At 58.1% G+C, this 17,661-nt stretch carries 18 protein-coding genes and 1 pseudogene; 7 read left to right on the top strand and 12 right to left on the bottom strand.

The window, feature by feature from the left end; genetic code table 11:
* Window positions 1-41 precede the first annotated feature (41 nt).
* Together BN77_RS15105 and BN77_RS15100 are read left to right on the top strand one after the other, a co-directional pair.
* Window positions 42-929, top strand: coding sequence for an ABC transporter permease (locus BN77_RS15105; protein WP_007533330.1), 888 nt, complete (start codon window positions 42-44; stop codon window positions 927-929).
* Entirely contained in the window at window positions 922-1,998 is a 1,077-nt protein-coding gene (locus tag BN77_RS15100; protein WP_007533328.1) for a quaternary amine ABC transporter ATP-binding protein, read from the top strand. Before BN77_RS15105 ends, BN77_RS15100 begins: the two co-directional genes overlap by 8 nt.
* A gap of 443 nt (window positions 1,999-2,441) precedes the next feature.
* Here the strand turns inward: BN77_RS15100 and BN77_RS15095 are convergent, their stop codons facing one another.
* From BN77_RS15095 to BN77_RS15070, 6 genes are all read right to left on the bottom strand, one after another.
* Window positions 2,442-3,191, bottom strand: coding sequence for a ribonuclease activity regulator RraA (locus tag BN77_RS15095; protein ID WP_007533326.1), 750 nt, complete (start codon window positions 3,189-3,191; stop codon window positions 2,442-2,444).
* Between the two features lie 20 nt (window positions 3,192-3,211).
* Entirely contained in the window at window positions 3,212-4,375 is a 1,164-nt protein-coding gene (locus BN77_RS15090) for a mandelate racemase/muconate lactonizing enzyme family protein (protein WP_007533325.1), read from the bottom strand.
* A gap of 33 nt (window positions 4,376-4,408) precedes the next feature.
* On the bottom strand, window positions 4,409-5,506 hold the full coding sequence (locus BN77_RS15085; RefSeq protein ID WP_040677237.1) for an ABC transporter ATP-binding protein: 1,098 nt from the start codon (window positions 5,504-5,506) through the stop codon (window positions 4,409-4,411).
* Between the two features lie 11 nt (window positions 5,507-5,517).
* Window positions 5,518-6,408, bottom strand: a complete 891-nt coding sequence (locus BN77_RS15080) for a carbohydrate ABC transporter permease (RefSeq protein ID WP_007533321.1) — start codon at window positions 6,406-6,408, stop codon at window positions 5,518-5,520.
* The gene (locus tag BN77_RS15075) at window positions 6,405-7,364 is read right to left on the bottom strand and encodes a carbohydrate ABC transporter permease (RefSeq protein ID WP_040677234.1); all 960 of its coding nucleotides are present in this window, start codon (window positions 7,362-7,364) and stop codon (window positions 6,405-6,407) included. Before BN77_RS15075 ends, BN77_RS15080 begins: the two co-directional genes overlap by 4 nt.
* Window positions 7,365-7,437: 73 nt before the next feature.
* Window positions 7,438-8,916, bottom strand: coding sequence for an ABC transporter substrate-binding protein (locus BN77_RS15070; protein WP_007533316.1), 1,479 nt, complete (start codon window positions 8,914-8,916; stop codon window positions 7,438-7,440).
* Window positions 8,917-9,129: 213 nt separating this feature from the next.
* On the opposite strand from BN77_RS15070, the gene BN77_RS15065 reads away from it, so the two are divergent.
* From BN77_RS15065 to BN77_RS15050, 4 genes are all read left to right on the top strand, one after another.
* A complete protein-coding gene (locus BN77_RS15065; RefSeq protein ID WP_040677232.1) occupies window positions 9,130-9,840 on the top strand; it encodes a GntR family transcriptional regulator in 711 nt (236 codons plus the stop codon).
* Window positions 9,841-9,894: 54 nt separating this feature from the next.
* Window positions 9,895-11,061, top strand: coding sequence for a mandelate racemase/muconate lactonizing enzyme family protein (locus tag BN77_RS15060; protein WP_007533312.1), 1,167 nt, complete (start codon window positions 9,895-9,897; stop codon window positions 11,059-11,061).
* Window positions 11,062-11,124: 63 nt separating this feature from the next.
* A complete protein-coding gene (locus BN77_RS15055; protein ID WP_007533309.1) occupies window positions 11,125-12,486 on the top strand; it encodes a mandelate racemase/muconate lactonizing enzyme family protein in 1,362 nt (453 codons plus the stop codon).
* A gap of 17 nt (window positions 12,487-12,503) precedes the next feature.
* A complete protein-coding gene (locus BN77_RS15050) occupies window positions 12,504-13,703 on the top strand; it encodes a mandelate racemase/muconate lactonizing enzyme family protein (protein ID WP_007533307.1) in 1,200 nt (399 codons plus the stop codon).
* A gap of 762 nt (window positions 13,704-14,465) precedes the next feature.
* Here the strand turns inward: BN77_RS15050 and BN77_RS15045 are convergent.
* From BN77_RS15045 to BN77_RS15035, 4 genes are all read right to left on the bottom strand, one after another.
* Window positions 14,466-14,945, bottom strand: coding sequence for a BA14K family protein (locus BN77_RS15045; protein ID WP_007533305.1), 480 nt, complete (start codon window positions 14,943-14,945; stop codon window positions 14,466-14,468).
* Window positions 14,946-15,230: 285 nt separating this feature from the next.
* A complete protein-coding gene (locus BN77_RS33510) occupies window positions 15,231-15,380 on the bottom strand; it encodes a hypothetical protein (protein ID WP_157224456.1) in 150 nt (49 codons plus the stop codon).
* Between the two features lie 404 nt (window positions 15,381-15,784).
* The gene (locus tag BN77_RS33505; protein ID WP_157224455.1) at window positions 15,785-15,946 is read right to left on the bottom strand and encodes a hypothetical protein; all 162 of its coding nucleotides are present in this window, start codon (window positions 15,944-15,946) and stop codon (window positions 15,785-15,787) included.
* Between the two features lie 100 nt (window positions 15,947-16,046).
* Complete coding sequence (locus BN77_RS15035) at window positions 16,047-16,382, bottom strand: hypothetical protein (RefSeq protein WP_007533302.1); 336 nt, start codon at window positions 16,380-16,382, stop codon at window positions 16,047-16,049.
* A gap of 410 nt (window positions 16,383-16,792) precedes the next feature.
* On the opposite strand from BN77_RS15035, the pseudogene BN77_RS32175 reads away from it, so the two are divergent.
* A pseudogene (locus tag BN77_RS32175) lies at window positions 16,793-17,011 on the top strand (isopentenyl transferase family protein); the annotation flags it as partial.
* 244 nt (window positions 17,012-17,255) lie between these two features.
* Here BN77_RS32175 and BN77_RS34830 read toward each other — a convergent pair.
* Both BN77_RS34830 and BN77_RS34390 read right to left on the bottom strand, forming a co-directional pair.
* Complete coding sequence (locus tag BN77_RS34830; RefSeq protein ID WP_007533296.1) at window positions 17,256-17,459, bottom strand: hypothetical protein; 204 nt, start codon at window positions 17,457-17,459, stop codon at window positions 17,256-17,258.
* A gap of 20 nt (window positions 17,460-17,479) precedes the next feature.
* A partial coding sequence (locus BN77_RS34390; RefSeq protein ID WP_208856439.1) for a hypothetical protein occupies window positions 17,480-17,661 on the bottom strand: 182 nt, incomplete at its 5' end.

The following is a 17,661-nucleotide window of genomic DNA, read 5'->3' as shown; positions in this document are numbered from 1 at the left end:
GCCAGAAGACTAGTCACGGCTCTTTGAGAAAGGGGAACCGAATGGAATGGTTTTACAAATTTCCGCACATGAACGACGACAGTCTTCGCGACCTCAAGAAGATGATTGACGACGGATTTCGAGGTTTCACGAGGGCGTACGGCGATTCCATCGAGAGCTTCTTTTCTCCGCTGCAACACTTCTTGATCGCCGTCGACCGGTTCATGACCCAAACGCCGTGGCCGATCATAACGCTCATGGTCCTGATTATCGCGTGGCTGGCTGGCCGCAGCCTGAAGATTGTAGTCGGCTGTCTGGTGACCTTGTTGCTCATTGGCTACTTCGGCATGTGGGAAGACACCATGCGGACTGTCTCGATGATCTTCGTCTGCACGGTCCTGTCCATCGCGCTCGGGTTGCCGATCGGGATTCTAATGGCGCGATCGGATCGGTTCCAGCGCGTCGTACATCCAATCCTCGACGTGATGCAGACCATGCCGAGTTTCGTTTATCTGATCCCAGTCGTCATGCTGCTTGGAATTGGTCGCGTTCCCGGTCTTATCGCTGTCGTGATTTATGCAATTCCGCCAATGATCCGATTGACCGACCTCGGCATTCGACTGGTGGACAAGGACGTGCTTGAGGCAGCCGACGCGTTCGGAGTTTCGAATTCCCAGAAGCTCTTCAAGGTGCAGATGCCGCTTGCCCTGCCAACCATCATGGCCGGGATCAACCAGACGATCATGATGGCGCTGGCGATGGTCGTGGTGGCATCGATGATCGGTGTCCAAGGGCTTGGACAGCCGGTTCTGAAGGCGATTGCCAATCAGTACTTCACGCTCGGCATTTTCAACGGCCTTGCCATCGTCGGCATCGCCATCATCTTCGACAGAGTCAGCCAGGCATACGGCAAACGGCTCCAGAAGCATCGGGAGATCGTTAATGGCTGACCGCGATTTCGGCGGCATCAGGATCCGCCATCTCTTCAAGATCTTCGGTCCGAACGCGAGATCTCACATCGAGGCAGTTCAGAACGGACTGACGAAGTCTGAGTTGAACCGGAAGTACGGTCACGTACTTGGACTGCGTGATATCAATATCGAAATGCCGTCGGGCTGCATCCAGGTCATCATGGGCCTGTCCGGTTCGGGGAAGTCGACGCTCATTCGTCATATCAACCGACTGATCGACCCAACCGCCGGCGAAGTGCTTGTCGGCGGCGTGGACGTGGTCAAGATGGACGAGACCGAGCTTCGCACATTCCGCAGGCATCAGACGGCGATGGTGTTTCAGAAGTTCGCGCTACTGCCGCATCGCAACGTCCTCGACAACACTCTCTTTGGCCTTGAGGTCCAGGGAGTGGAGCGTTCGAAGGCGGTCGACATCGCAATGCGATGGCTGGAGCGAGTCGGCCTGAAGGGCTTTGAGGAGAAATACCCGAACCAGCTTTCAGGCGGCATGCAGCAGCGCGTTGGTCTGGCGCGTGCCCTTTCGAACGACGCGCCCGTTCTTTTGATGGATGAGGCCTACTCCGCGCTCGACCCGCTGATCCGCACGGACATGCAGACTGTACTGCTCGACATCCAGCAGGAGATCAAGAAGACCATCGTCTTCATCACGCACGATCTTGATGAGGCCCTGAGACTGGGAGATCAGATCGCTATCCTACGCGATGGCGAAATCATTCAGCAAGGTAGCAGCCAGGACATCGTGTTGCGGCCAGCAGACGAGTATGTTGCCAACTTCGTGAAGGAGGTCAACCGCGGCCGCGTGGTTCAGGTAGGTGCCATCATGAGTCCCCCGCGACCCGGAGCCGCCGTTAGCGGCGTCACTGTAGACGCTGCGACGACTGTCGAGGAGGCGGTTCGCATGCTTGCGTCGGTTCCCGATGGGGACGTGACTGTCATCGGTCAAGGATCTCGTCCCGTCGGTGTTGTCACCTTTCGCCAGCTTGCGACTGCGATGGTTAACTCGGATACTGCTCAAACACGTGACGACGCGATTGCACTCGTCCAGTGAGGCTCTCCGCAAAAAGCCCGACCTTAGTGGAGCACGGAGTTCATTGCGAACTCCGTGCTCATCCTAGCGCAGATCATGTTCCTGCCTATCGAGATCCTTGAAGAGGTCTGCTCCCGCAAAGAGCGCGGCGCCACTCTCCACGATATGATCACTGTCCGGCCCTCCAGAACCTATGACACCCAAAAAACCGTAAGCGCCCGACGCTGCAATTTTCCGTGGAGCGAGACTCCAGACCTGCACTTGGAATCATTGCGTGGAGGCGGAAATCATTTCCGCTAGCGCCAGCTCTGCCAGAAGCTGATATTCGGAGGACCTCGGCGGCTGGATCCGGTCGCCGGATCGAAAAGCGGACGCCCCACGGCGAAATTTGTCTCCCTATTTTTTGCGTCGACGTCGGCGATATCTCAGAAGGTTGCGGCCCGCCCCCGAGGGTAATCAAGCGGCTAACTTCGCTTTTCCAAGCGGTTTGTTTTGCGCCACTCTTCGTACTCTGCGCGGGCATCGTCATGTAGCGGATAATAGCGCTGCAACGACCCGCCTTCCATAAGCTTCACTCGCGAGAACTCCTCCCAATCGTGATGCTTTTGCGACTCTTCGATTACCTTCGAGGCCATTGCGACTGGAAGCACCACCACCCCGTCGTCGTCGGCGACGATGATGTCGCCCGGGATTACCGTGACACCGCCGCAGGCAATCGGAACGTTGACGGCGTTGGGATAGATGCTGGTTTGCACATGGTAGTTGGGCGTCCAGCCGCGCAGCCACAGTGGGAGATCTAGCTTCTCGACATTGGGCCGATCGCGCATGCACCCGTCGATTACGATACCAGCGCCGCCTCTGCCTTTGAAATACGTCGACATCATATCGCCGAAGACGCCCGAGCTCATGTCGGCCCGCGCGTCGACCACGACTACATCGCCCTCTTGCGCGCGATAGAGCACGTGTCGGTGTAACTGTGTCTCCGGATCGGCATATTCTCCCTCGGTGAAGAGGTCCGGCCGCTGCGGCATGAACTGGAGCGTCAGCGCCGGCCCGACGATCGACTTCCCGCGATTCTGCGGCACAGGACCGACCATGTGAGGATTGTGGAAGCCCATGTGGCCAAGCGTGCCAGCAACCGTCGCGGCGCCGATACCCTTCAGTGCGGCGATTAGGTCTTTGGGCGGTCGCGTGATGTCATGAATATCCGTCATTTTGGACTCCGTGGATGAAACTACCAGTTCGTAACAGAACCGTCGCGGCGCCTCAGGTGAGGTGCCTCCCAGAAACGAAAGCTCTGCGCCTTGATCGCCTCTTCGTTGACCTCGACGCCGAGCCCCGGAAGTTCGCTGACGGGATAGTCGGAGCCGTCGAGCCGTGGTTGCACGGGGAAAAAGTCGGAACTGTCGAAGCCCAGCCCTGTTTCGGGCGCCCTGGTCTCGAGCCAAGCGAAATTCGGCACCGCTGCGGCGAGATGGATGGTGGCGGCCGTGCAGACCGGACCAAGGGGATTGTGCGGCATCAGGTCCACATAATGCGCCTCGCCCCAGCCAGCAACCTTCATCGCCTCAGTGAGTCCGCCAACGTTGCAAACATCCAGCCGGTTGAACTGATGGATGCCGCGCTCGATGTAGGGCAGGAACTGCCACTTGCTGGCGAATTCCTCGCCGATGGCGAACGGGATGTCGGTCATCTTGCGCAGGGATTCGTAGGCCTCCGGTGTCTCGCCTCGTATCGGTTCCTCGAGGAAATCAAGGGTGCCACGGCCGAGTTTATTACAGAAGCTCGCCGCCTGTGCCACCGACAGCCGATGGTGATAGTCGATGCCTAGGACGACGTCGTCGCCAAGCGCCTCGCGCGCCTTGTTAAGCATACTTGCGGTAACGCCGATCGACTCGTGCGGCTCAAAAATATCCTTGCTGTTTTGACCGATAGGGAAGAAGCGGATCGCCTGCCACCCCTGTGCGCGTAGTTCGCGGGCTCGTTCGATCGCAACATCGCCCTCGGCCTCGTCACCGGTGGAGGCGAAGGTAGGAATGCGGTCGCGCTGCTTGCCGCCCAGGAGTTCGTAGGCCGGCACCCCCAGCACCTTGCCCTTGATGTCGTGAAGAGCAATGTCGATGGCGGAGATCGCTGCCTGCAGAACGCGCCCGCCTTCGAAGTACTGGCTGCGATAAACCTCTTGCCAGATCCGACCGATCTGCATCGGGTCGCGGCCAATGAGAAACTCGCGATAGTGCTCGATCGTGCCGACCACGGCCTTCTCGCGACCGCTCAAACCGCTCTCGCCCCATCCGAAGATGCCGTTGTCGGTCTCTACCTTAACGAGCATCTGGTTGCGTGTTCCGACCCATACTGGATAGGGCTTGATAGCGGTGATTTTAAGCTTGATAGTCATCCACGCCCTCGTTCCGCACGCATCGGCTCTGTCTCAGTTGGCCCTGAGGGCCATTTCTGTTTGGCCGTCGAACAGATGCATCCGCTCCTGGTCGAACTCGAGCCAAATCGGCTCGTCAGGCGCGACGGCAATGGTCGGCGGCACGCTGACGTTGACGAGGGCGCCAGACAGGAACGCCTGCACGAAGGTGACATCTCCGGTTGGTTCCACCGTGTAGGCCTTGGCAGGAACGCTTCCTGGCACCGCACTCTTGTGCAGCTTGATCGTCGAGTGACGGGCACCGAGCACGACTTTTTTGGTTGTTGCCCTCGCGATCTTCTGGGCGTTGTTCGGCGAGAGCTCGAGGCGCCAGCCCTCCGCACTGGTCAACACAGTGTCGCCGCCTGCTGTTGATGCCTCCAGCGGAACAAGGCTCATCGCCGGGCTGCCGACGAAGCTGGCGACGAACATGTTCACCGGATGGGCAAAGACCTGCGCCGGTGAATCGTATTGCTGCAGATAGCCGCCGTTCATCACCGCCATCCTGTCGGCCATGGTTACTGCTTCGAGCTGGTCGTGCGTCACATAGATGATCGTCGCCTTGAGGTCCTGGTGGAAACGCTTGATCTCCGACCGCATCTGCACGCGCAGCTTTGCGTCGAGATTGGAGAGTGGTTCATCCATCAGGAATACCGCGGGATCGCGAACAAGGGCACGGCCTAGCGCCACGCGCTGCTGTTGCCCGCCCGAAAGTTCGCGTGGCTTGCGCTCGAGCAATTGGGTCATGTCGAGCACTCGCGCTGCTTCCTTGACCTTCTTGTCGATCTCATCCCGTGGCAGTTTGCGCATCTGCAGAGGGAACGCCAGATTTTTGTAGACCGATTTCTGCGGATAGAGCGCGTAGTTCTGGAACACCATAGCAATGTCCCGGTCCTTGGGGTCGAGGTCGTTGACCACCCGGTCGCCGATGACGATGTCGCCAGATGTGATCGGGATGAGCCCCGCCACAAGATTGAGCGTGGTTGTCTTGCCGCAGCCCGAAGGGCCGACGAGCGCAACGAATTCGCCGTCGTTGACCGTCAGCGAAACATTATTGACAGCTTTGAAGCTTCCGTAGGTCTTGACCAGATCTTTGAGGACCACGTGGGCCACCGGCAACTCCCCTAGTGCTTGACTGCGCCTTCCGTCAGGGCGCGTACGAAATATCGTTGCAGAACGAGGAACAGGACCACGACGGGCACGCTCATCATGAAGCTGGCCGCCATCAGGCCCGGAAAGTCCGTTGTATTTTCCGAGAAGAAGCGCTGGATGCCGACCGGCAGTGTCAACTGCTCGTTCTTGGACAGGAAGGTATAGGCGTAGATATACTCGTTCCACGCACCGATGAAGGAATAGATAGCCGTGGCTATGATTCCTGGCGTCGAGAGCGGCATCACGATCAGGACAAAGGCCTGGAACCGTGTTGCCCCGTCGATGCGCGCCGCCTGCTCCAGTTGCACCGGGATGTTGTCGTAGAAACCCTTGAGAAGCCAGATTGCAAGCGGCAGGCCGAATGTGAGGTAGGTGAGGATGAGCGACCAATGCGTGTTCACCAGCCCGATCGCGCGCATCAGAATGAAGAGCGGCACGAGAAAGATCACTGCCGGGAACATGTTCCTAAGCAAGACGGCGAAGAACAGGAAGGTCCGGCCAGGGAAGGTGAAGCGCGAAAACGCGTAAGCCGCAGGAACTGCAACGATCACCGAAAGGATGGTTGTGGCGGTGGAGACGAAAAGGCTGTTCCAGAAGAAGCGCAGGAAATCCTGACCGACGCTGTTTTGCGGATCGAGCAGCTTCTGGTAGCTGGCGAGGGTGGGTTGGTCCGGCCACCATTGTGGCGGGAACTGCATGGCTGCGAAGCCGGACTTGATCGACGTGATCAGCATCCAGATCATCGGTAATGCGGTGTAAAGCAGCATGAATACAAGGAAGATGCGTCCGCCCCACCGCCATCCATCGATGCGCATACGACGCCGCGCCTGGCTTCGATGAGCAGTCTCGGCAATCGTGCTCATTCGCTCCCATCCTTCTGCTCGCTGCCGCCCAGCGCACGGACGTAGAAGTAGCCGAGCGCCATCAGGATCAGGAACAGTAGCACCGAATAGGCCGATGCCACCCCCCAGCGCTGGCGGCCGAAGGCGAGTTCGTAAATGTGCGTGATCCAGATATGCGATGCATTCGACGGCCCGCCTCCGGTCATGATCCAGGGTATGATGAAAGAATTGAAGTTGGCCACTGCCAGTAGAAGGATCGTCACCGTCGAAACGTTTCTCAGGTGTGGAAAGGTGACGTGCCAGAACCGCTGCCATGCATTGGCGCCGTCGACTTTTGCAGCGCGCAGCAACTGGTCTGGAACCGTCTGCAGGCCAGCCATCATCATGATCATGGCAAACGGAAACTCTCGCCAAATATTGACGACGATCAGCGAGGGCAGCACTGTGCTGACGCTGTCGATGAAATTCGGCGGCCGGTCCGCCAATCCTAGGCCGACCAGCACCGCGCCAACGATCCCAAAATCCGAGTGGTAGATCCACTTCCAGATATAGGACGCGGCGACCGCGCTAATGACCCAGGGAATGATTAGGACGGCGCGCAGGATGCCCCGGCCGACAAAGTCACGATGGAGCGCCAGGGCGCTGGCAAACCCCAAGACAAACGAGATGAAAGTGGAACCCAGTGTCCAGATAAGAGTGTTCGAGGTGACCTTCCAGAACACTGGACTCGTGAGGATGGCGATATAGTTGTCGAGGCCGATGAAAATCCTGTCCCGGAGTTGCAGGCCAGGCGGCGTATTAAAGAACGACAGCTCGATCGTGTAGTAGATAGGGTAGGCTATGACGATGAGCATCACGGCAATCGCAGGAAGCACATACGCATAGTCAGCGCGATGCTCCCAAATCCGTCGCAACAGGCCCGACTTATCAGGTTGCAGTCTTCGGCGAGCCTCGGCCTTTGCAGTCAACATCGTCACTGTCCGGTGCCCTTATTCTTCGGAACAAACCGGCTGCAATCGAGGCACAGCCGGTAAGATCGTCAGGCTTGGACTAGAGTCCGCCGTCCATCAGGACTTTTACCTTCTTGGCTGCGTCGTCCGCTGCTTGGTCGACGGTCATGGCTCCGGTCAAGGCGTTCTGCAGCATGTCCGGGATGATGATATTCATGATCTCGGGGGACTGTGGCAACGCCGGGAACGGGATGCCGTACGGCAGCATCGAGGTCGTGACATCAAGGAACTTGATGTTGTCCAGACGTTCCTTCATCCATTTGGTCTTGAAGCCATTAAGGTTTCCCGGGTTCGAGCCGGCATAGGCCATCTTCAACGACCATTCGGGGCTCGTCCACATACAAATGATAGCCTTTGCAGCCGGCTCGTCTACCTTGCCGCCTTCGACATATTCAGGCTTCAGGATGTGAATGTTGGAGCCGCCAAACACGACGGCACGCTTGCCGTCGGGGCCAGTCGGTATCAGGCCGTAGCGCATGTTGTCGATTACGGTCTGCGCCTTGACTTTGTCGGTATCCGTCGCTTTTTTCTGCAGGTCGAGCATGACGTTGTAGTCGGACGGGTGCGAGATCATCATCCCGAGTTGGCCAGCGAGGAAGAGGGGCTGATTATCGGCCTGCTGGTTGGTGAGTGCCGAAACCGGAACCGACTTGTCGCGAACATACATATCGTAGGAGGCTTGCAATGCCGCCTTGCTCTGCGGGCTATTGAGCTCGACCTGCTTATAGGTCGGGTTGGCGGTAGCCTCGTCGAAGACGCCGCCGCCATAGGCCCAAAGCTGCGGCATGAAGCGGTATGGCGTATTGCCGGCATTCTTGCGAGCCACGAGCCCGTAACCGGCAATGCCGAGCTTGTCGTGGATCTGCTTGGAATACTTGACAACGTCGTCCCAGGTTGCCGGAGCCTTGTCGGGATCAAGGCCTGCACGTTTAAAGATGTCGGCGTTCCAGATAAACGCCATCGTTTCGTTGTTGGTCGGAATGCCGTAGGTCACGCCCTCCCAGGTCACGGCCTTCATAGCGCCGGGCCAGAAATCCTCGGTCGAATATCCTACATCCTCGGGCTTGAGCGGCTGCAAATATCCCTTTGAGGCGAACTCGGTGCCGCCGAGGATTTGCAAGCGGACCGCCATGGGCGCTGCATTGCCAAGCAGCGCTGTCCGGAACTTGTCCAGCAGGTCGTTGTACGTGAGTGCTTGTTCCTCAAGCTGGATGTTTGGATAGGTTTTGCGGAAGGTCTCGAAGAACTCTTTGTAATACTGACGCAGGAGGTCGGGGTCGCCTTCGAACACGCCCTGATACCAGAAAGTCAGTCGCCCCTTATAGTCGAGTGGGGTGACCTTGGCGCAATCGGCCGCCGTGTCAAAATTCTGTGTGCCGGCAATGGAGCGCACATATTGCGGCGACCACTTGCTCAAGTCGACGGGCGCACCCAGCGCAGACGCGGACATTAACGATACCATCAAAGCAGTGGAGACAGCGCTGCGCAGGACGGCACTGCCGAGTGAAATCCTCGTCATAGGTATCCTCCAGGTTCTCTCCCATGAGCTCTGCTTCGAGGCGAGCTTTTTCTTCGCTCGTCAGCCGCGGGACGCTTTCAGCCAAATGTATCCATACGAGCTTATCATACATTTTCAGATCGTAGATTTCCTGTCAACATGATAAATCGTACATTGTTTATAGAACATTCGCGTGATAATCGATCAATCGGTGTATTGAACTTGGGGGCTGCCTTGGCGGAGATAAGCAATTTTAAAGCACAACCACCCAAAGGGATCGATGCGATGGGGGCCTCCAGCGAGGGCGCCTCGCTTTATCAACTGATCAGGGAAGACATCATCGAAGGGCGACTTGCTGCCAACGAACGGCTGGTGGTTACCGATCTCGCCAGGCGCCACGGCACCTCGACCAATCCCGTGCGCGAGGCTCTGCAACTTTTGCGCGGAGAGGGCTTTGTCACCTTCGTTCCCAACCGCGGAGCGCGCGTGCGGCCCATAGATCAGGATTTTGTTCGGGACATTTATGAGATAGGAGTCCTGATCGAGCCGGCACTGACGCGATGGTTCGTGAATATGGCCACCGTCGAGGACATTGCCGAACTCGAACGTATCCAAAGCCTGATTGAAGAGAACAACTTCGCCGACACGTTCAGGCACAGCGAGCTGGACACCGCCTTTCACACCGTTATGTACCAAAGGCACTACAACCGCCATGCCGCCGAGCTTTGGTGGAAGCATCGCGAAGTGCTTCGGGCCGTGAGCCGACGTTTCAACTTCACGCTCGCTCGGCGTGCCGCGATCCTTAGCGAGCACCGCGAGCTCATCGCGCTTGTGAAAGCGGGAAATGCGGACGAGGCGGCCGAACTCATTGCACGCCATGTCGAGGGCTCCGGTCGTCACATCCTCGAACACATGCGTGCGCGTAGCGCCGCTCGGGCAGGATAGAATAGATCGCCTGGAATATCGTTTTCCCGACCACTTCAGATAAGGGCAGTTGAGATGAAAATCACCAGCGTCCGGCCGTGGCTAATCAAGTCCGATGCATCTTATTGGGGAGAGTATCTGTTCGTCGAAGTGACAACCGACGAGGGGGTGAGCGGCTGGGGTGAGATCACCACCACGACAAGGCTTGCCAATCGCGCCCTCTGCACGATCCTACGGCAGATCGGCGCCGCTCTGACAGGCGAGGACCCGGCCCGTATTGAGTATCTGTGGCACAAGATATTCCGCAGCTTCACGTACATGGGCAGCCGCGGCGCCGCAGTCGAATGCGTGAGCGCCATCGACATCGCCCTGTGGGACATTCGAGGCAAAGTTCTTGGTAAACCGATCTACGAGCTGTTGGGCGGACCGGTACGCGATGAAATCGCGCTCTACACCCATCCCGACCAGGTCAAGTTTAGTAGCAAAGAGGGTGTGGTTCGCGAAGTTCAAGACATCGTCGAGTCCGGGCACACTGCGTTCAAGTTTGATCCTTTTCCCTACCAAGGCCGCACCGCCGGTGGACAGCCTCGCGAACTGCTGGATGGCTACCTCGATGGTCGCATGACCCGCAAGGATGAGCGTGAAGCCGCCGAACTCACGGCTCTGATCCGCGAAACGGCGGGATCTGATGTCGACATCCTAATCGATGCGCACGGCCGGTTCGACGTTCCCACCGCCATTCGCCTTTGTCGAAGCCTCGAGGAGGCTGGTCAGATCGACTGGTTCGAGGAGCCCTGTCCACCGGAGAGCCTCAACGCTCTCAGACAGGTCCGTGAGAAAGTGAGCGCCGCTATCTCGTGGGGCGAGCGCGGCCATACGAAGTGGGATTTTGTGCCGGTGCTCGAAAACAAGCTCGCTGACTACATCATGCCGGACGTCACCTGGACCGGCGGCATTACTGAGCTCAAGAAGATATCCGCCCTGTGCGAAGCCTACTACATCCCGGTCTCGCCGCATGACGCCGCAGGGCCAATCAACGTGGTTGCAGGAGCGCAAGTGATGATGACCGTTCCTAACTTCTACAAACTCGAAACGTCGGAGTGGAACCTCGGCAAATACGATCACCTCATCGACAGACCACTCGATGTCTCGAACGGCAGCCTCAAACTTACAGCCAAGCCTGGTCTCGGCGTTGAGATGAACCGCGACTACCTTCAAAACCACGAGATAGAGCTGGACTAGCCATACCCTACGCCGCCCCACGTGCACGGCGACGAGCCCCCGACCGAAACGAGGATATATATCATGCCAGAGGCAGATGGAGCCGACGAGGCGCTCAATCGGGTGAACACGCATTCCAAGCCGTCCGACCTTCGCATCACCGACATGCGGGTAGCCGAAATTGTCGGCGCGCCGTTCAGCTCCGTGCTGCTTAAGATCTACACCAACCAGGGTATCGTCGGTCTTGGCGAGGTGCGCGACGGTGCCAGCGCGACCTACGCGCTGATGCTGAAGAGCCGGTTGCTTGGCGAGAACCCCTGCAACATCGATCGACTGTTTCGCCGGATCAAGCAGTTCGGTGGGCACGGCAGGCAAGGTGGCGGCGTATCGGCGGTTGAAATCGCATTGTGGGATCTCGCCGGCAAGGTCTATGGTGTCCCCATCTACCAGATGCTCGGCGGCCGTTTTCGGGAGAAAGTGCGCGTCTATTGCGATACCGACGCCACTGTACCGAGCGGAACCGAGACCGGTAAGCGCCTCAAGCAACGCATGGAGCTCGGCTTCACCTTCCTCAAGATGGATTTGGGACTGATGCAGATCGCGGATGTGCCCGGTGCCGTCGTGTTTCCTGCCGGCTCACTAGAAGGATACCGCGAACGTCCGGGCCGCGGGCCGCTCAAGACCATCGAAGAGCGGCGTATCCGCAACGCCGCGTATGATTTGCATAACGTCCAGCACCCGTTTACAGGCCTCCACTTTTCCGACAAGGGCCTCGATCTGCTTGAGCAATACATCGCCGAGGTTCGCGAGGTCATCGGCATGGATGTGCCGCTCGCGATCGACCATATCGGCCATATCTCGATGCAGAACGGCGTTCGCCTTGCCAGGCGAATTGAAAAATACGTGCCAGCCTGGCTCGAAGATGTGATCCCCTGGCAGTATACCGAGCAATACCGGCAACTCCAGAAGGCCACCACAGTGCCGATCTGCACCGGCGAGGACATATACCTCAAGGAGGGCTTCGAGCCTCTGCTTGATAACGGGGGCGTCTCCGTCATCCACCCGGACCTGCTCACCAGTGGGGGCATCCTCGAGACCAAGAAAATCGGCGACATGGCACAGAACTATGGTGTCGCCATGGCTATCCACATGGCAGAAAGCCCAATCGCCGCGATGGCCGCGGCGCATGTCGCGACGGCGACCGAAAACTTCATGGCGCTCGAATATCATTCCGCCGATGTCGATTGGTGGGATGATATCGTCACCGGTCTTCCCAAGCCGGTGGTGAAGGACGGCTTCATCACTGTTCCGGACAAGCCGGGCTTGGGGATTGAAGACGTCGTCGACGAGGTGATCTCGCAGCATTTGCAGCCGGGTGTCACCGCCATTTGGCAGCCTACGCATCACTGGGACGACGAGTATTCCTGGGATCGCACCTGGAGCTGAGCCGAAAAGGAACGAAGTTGAAGATCACCGATCTCCGCTGCGCCGTCATCGGCAAGCACCCGGTCGTTCGCATCATTACGGACGAGGGCCTCTATGGCTTGGGCGAAGTCGAATTCACCAAGTCCTACCTCAAGCCCTGGGTTCTGCATTTCCGCGAGGCGCTGGTCGGCGAGGACCCGACCGATGTCGAGAGAGTAATGCTGAAGATTCGCCAACGGGGCTCTTTCAAGCCCTACGGCGCTGCGGTGAGCGCAATTGAGCATGCGCTGTGGGATATTGCTGGCAAGGCCGCGGGCGTGCCGACCTATAAACTGCTTGGCGGAAAGGTACGGGACAAGGTGCGCGTCTACAACGGTTCGATTCGCCAGAAACGCATGGGCGACCGGCCGGAAGATTACGCCGCTGACGTCAAATGGATGATGGAGCAGCCTCAGAATTTCTTCATGATCAAGCAAGGAATCTCGTTCCACTCGAACATGAAAGACACCGTAGCGGGCTTCCACTACGGCGTAACGCAAAAGAAGGCCGGCTATCACGGTGCCATGGATCAGGGCATAATCAGCGAGCGCGGTTTCAATCACATGCTAGACTGCGTGATCGCGATGAAGGAAGTGCTGGGCGACAAGGTCAGCCTGGCGCTCGACTGCGGCCCCGGCTGGATGCTGTCCGATGCGATTAAGTTCGCCCGCGCAGTCGAGAAGTACAATTTGATGTGGCTCGAGGACATGCTGACCGGCGACTACGTGCCGTGGGTCAATCCGCAGGCCTATCGGGAACTGACAACCTCCACCTCGACGCCAATCCACACTGGTGAGCAGATTTACCTGCGGCACAATTTTAAGGAGCTTATCGAGACGCAGGCGGTACGCGTTATCGGCCCCGATCCAGCCGATGTTGGCGGCATTGCCGAGCTCAAATGGGTCGCCGAGCACGCCTACATGCACTCGATCGGAATGGCACCGCACGGCACTGCCAACGGCCTGCTTGGCCTCGGGGCGTTGATTAATGTCTGCGCCACGTTGCCGGCAAATTTCATCGCGTTCGAATATCCGACCGCCTCCGACCCCTGGTGGGAGGAGCTGGTAATCGGCTTGCCGCCGCAGATCGTAAAGGACAGCATGGTGGACCTGCTGGAAGCGCCGGGGCTGGGCGTTGATATCGACTCCGAAGCGGCCAGGAGATATCTCAGGGAAGAGGATATGGGCTTCTTCGACTGAACCTCTCTCCACCTGCGCGACGTGAATCATCCACGCAAATACTCTCTGGAATGACGCTTCGGGTCATGCGCCATACAAGCGGGGTCGGCGAAACGAAGGCGATCAGATCAGATGATTGAGCCTGCAGATTTGACAGTCACAATGGAATACCCCTTGGCGCAGACCTCGTCCATGACGGTCGCTTCATTTCCTCAGCAAGGTGATATGGAGAAAGTTGCAATAGAGTTGCGGTGAAAGTGTCAATAGTGGTGCGGTGAAACCGGCAATAGCATCCTGGTGAAACCGTCAGTGCGCGTTGGACTTCTCGGTCCAGATCTGGTCGTGCCAGTAGCCACAGAGGTTCTCCGACGCGGGGCGTGACCGTCCGCAGCACGTCGGCGAGTTGCCAGCGCAATCCCATGTAGCGGGTGTTTCCTTCCAGCGCGACAAGGCGATGCCGGCCAGGGCCTGAGTCCACCGAGACTTGTACATTTCACGTCAATGAGACAGCGAAGCGGAAATCATTTCCACTTCGCTCAACGGGCTGAGTCCACCTTTTCTTGAACCGAAAGACTGATGTGGGGCCGGAAGAGAAATCTCCGACATCGTAACCCTCGCGGCCCGACCCTGCCAGTGTGGGCTGCCCTTCTGGCGCATCGCATCCATCGACCGGCGCAGGAAGGAGATGTTGCTGTTGACGCCCCCTATCGCCGCTTTGCAGGATGTTGCAGCCGTTTGAAGATAGCCCAGTCGCGGGAAGGTGCCACCGGGTAGTGCCGTGTATCAATAGGGGCCCAAGCATTGGCGACGGGGGCCGTAATAGGGCTGGAACGTATTATCGAACGCCCTGTACGAACCATAGCGCGCATAGCACCAACGCTCGTGGGCGCTGATCCCGGCATAATAGGGGTGACGATACGGCCGATAATAGCCGTAGGGCCGGCCGTAATAGCGGTAGGGAGCGCCGTAATACGAGCCATAGTAGGATCCGTAATAGGGCTGGGACAATGCGCCGCCAATGATCGCACCTAAAGCCAGGCCACCCAAAGCCAAGCCCCAGTTCGATCCATGGTGATGGTGATGGTGATAGTCGCCGTAGTGGTCACCATCCCAATGGCCGTCCCCTCCGTGATGCCACTGCACCTGCTCTATCTGCTGCCCTCCTTCGATCCTTGGTGGATTGATTGCGGGAAACGCCTGGGCTGGCGTGACGCCGGGAACACCTATGATCAAACCAAATGCGACGACCGCCAGCTTTTTCATGACGGCTCTCCTCTGCTATTGACGTGGAGGAAATATCCTCCCATCCGCCTGAACTAAAGGTGAACGCAATATGTCGAAATACGTTCCTGGTTCCTGACAGTTGGAGCTTTGAGGTGCGCCGATAATGATCTCGTTGTCGTTAGGCTGCATCAGGTTTTCTTTAAGGCTACTGCCGGCCGATGAACTCGGTTTTCAAGCCATGATGACGGGCCTTCCGCAGAAAGGCTTTAGCGCCCATCAGAGTGAAAAAGCTTTCGTGCTCGGCAGGCCCCTGGTTCATCGATCTCATCCAGTGAAGGCCGTGCCAGCTTCTGACGCGAAGACGCCATCGCCCGTCATCGAGGCGGCGAAGTTCACCGCCACTTGAGGCTGGTCCGATGGCGCTCGGGAATGGAGCACTTTGTCGGTTTCTGCGCTTCCAACTTCTGTATTCATTCGTTGTTCTCCTCTTTGCTCAGAAATTGCGACAGCCAACTCGTCCGCCTGGCTCCGGAAGGAATACGGCCGGTTCTTTGACCGAGGGACGAGTTGCAACAGTAATCTTCGACTGAGGCTGACCGCGTTCGCGTCCTCCGCCTTGGCAATCTCGGCTTCTGTGGCAGCCCTCGCCTTCACGGTATCCGGGTCTTCGAGCTTGGCAATCGCGCGGATCGCGTCTCCGGGGCAGTGATCGAGGCGCTGTCGAGAAGCGCCGAATGCGGAAAGGGATACGTCGCGAGTTCTGCTTGGGCGCCTGACCCCAAAATTCGGTAGCCGCGGGCTCAAAAGCCGATGCCTCGGACAATCGCGGCGATCCAGGCGAAGAACGCCGATGGAGTGATGGAAAGGAGACGGACCGGTCAAGAGCGAGGTGGAAAGCCGAGCTTGGTTTGCATGGCCTTATAGCGCGAGTCGGCTTTCAACTGCTCGAATTCGTGCCCCTGCAGGAAGGCTAGTTGAAAGTCGTGATCTTCGTAGGCGCGCTCGAGCCATAGGAAAGCGTTGTCCAGGTCGGGAGCCATTTGAATCACACGATTTAGCGTCTCAATCGCATCCTGACGGCCTGCGCGGAAGAGTATGAACCCAACGTCGCCAACAATAGCGCTGTTCAGTGGATCGATCTCAGCGGCACGTATCTCCCCCGCAAGGGCAGCGGCCTCGCTCAACGAAACGGGCATTACACAGAGCGTCGACCCACACCTGGGCAAGACCGACATAGGCCATCGCGTAGGCAGGGTCGCGACGCGCGGCGGCCTCGTAGCCGGCAATCGCCTGCGCAAAACCCTCGGCGGTATAATTGTAGTGATCTCGCCGCGCCTTCAGGTAGTAATCGTGCGCCACGGGGTCGCTCGTCGCCGCGCGCTCGACGCGCTGCTTTACAGGGGCGAGTAACGTGACCTCCAGTGCTTTCGCCACCTTCTGTGCTACATCGCTCTGCACGGTGAATATCTCGTGCATCGGGCGATCGTAGCTCTCAGCCCATAAATGGGCCTGTGAGGCGCTGTCGATGCGTTGCGTAGTGATACGGACTTCATCGCCAACTCGCCGCACACTGCCTTCAAATATCGTCCCGGCTCCAAGTTCATCCGCAATCTCGGCGATACTCTTGGTGCTGCCCTTGTAGACCGAGACACCGCTTAGATACCCGCTTAAAGGCTCCTTTTGCGCATCGATGCCCTGAAATCGTGGATTAGCGACGTCTCCTTTCGGAAGAGGCCACCGCGGTCTCTACGGTCGCCATGGTGGCGCGTAATAGCCAGACATGCGCCGCAAATCCGAAAGACCGATTGCTGCCCCGATCAGTTGAAGCGGTCCAGGCATAGTTCTCTTCTCGCCGAATTGATTGAATGACATGATAGACAGCGCCTATGAGAATCAAGAAGTATCTGATCGAAGGCGGTTCCGGCGCTGGAAAAACGTCTGTCGCTACGGAACTGGAGCGGCGTGGTTACCATGTCGTCCACGGTGACCGGGTCTTCTGTGTCGGCGACCCGAAACAGGCAAGGCACTGTCAGGACCACCCGAAGGCGAGGACCGCATCGTTTTGGGGATATGCGCACTGGTTTTGGCCTGTCGACAAGGTCCGGACTTTCCGAATTGTCCGCCACGTTGAGGAGGATGCCCGCTCCCTCAAAGGTCAGCGGAGGCACGCAGCTTCTTTTGTGCGTTCACCGCCGATACATAGTGGAACGCGGACACCGGTACAGCAGCGAAGGCAAACTGACACAATGTCGAAAGGAAGCTCGACTGCAACTCAGGTTGCATGAAGCCGCCGGACATCGACATAAATGCTGCGAAAACCAAGCCCCGGAGGATAGCGTATTCAGCTATTCAGGGTACGGAGCGTTCCCGCAGGTTGTCGGAGGGAAAGAAACCCGCCAGTCCCTTCATCGCCAGCAAAAAGAGCGGAAACAGCAAGCCGAGCTTGAAGAGACTGGTCGGCGAAGAGGTCTGATCAGTGAGGTATAAGCCCAGCGGAATGGCAACCGCGGGCCCGAGAAAGATAAGGTAGTCCTTGAGCACCTGGCTTTCCACTGGTGAGCTTCCATATTTCGTCAATCAATGATTGTAGTCACCGGAGGGTTGCTGTCAAACAGCTGGTGCAGCGCGGCGGAAGCCGCACCACGACGAGCCGGTGACGAATCGGGTGGTTTTCGGACGGATTCCGGCCGCCGCGCTCCGGTGGCTATGCCGGACGTCCAGCGGATTTTTTCAAACTTGAATCTGTTTCGGGAAA

Source organism: Rhizobium mesoamericanum STM3625, assembly GCF_000312665.1.
GTDB classification, from domain to species: domain Bacteria; phylum Pseudomonadota; class Alphaproteobacteria; order Rhizobiales; family Rhizobiaceae; genus Rhizobium; species Rhizobium mesoamericanum.
The sequence above is the reverse complement of the archived record's forward strand: the minus strand, read 5'-3'. Positions and strand labels throughout refer to the sequence as shown.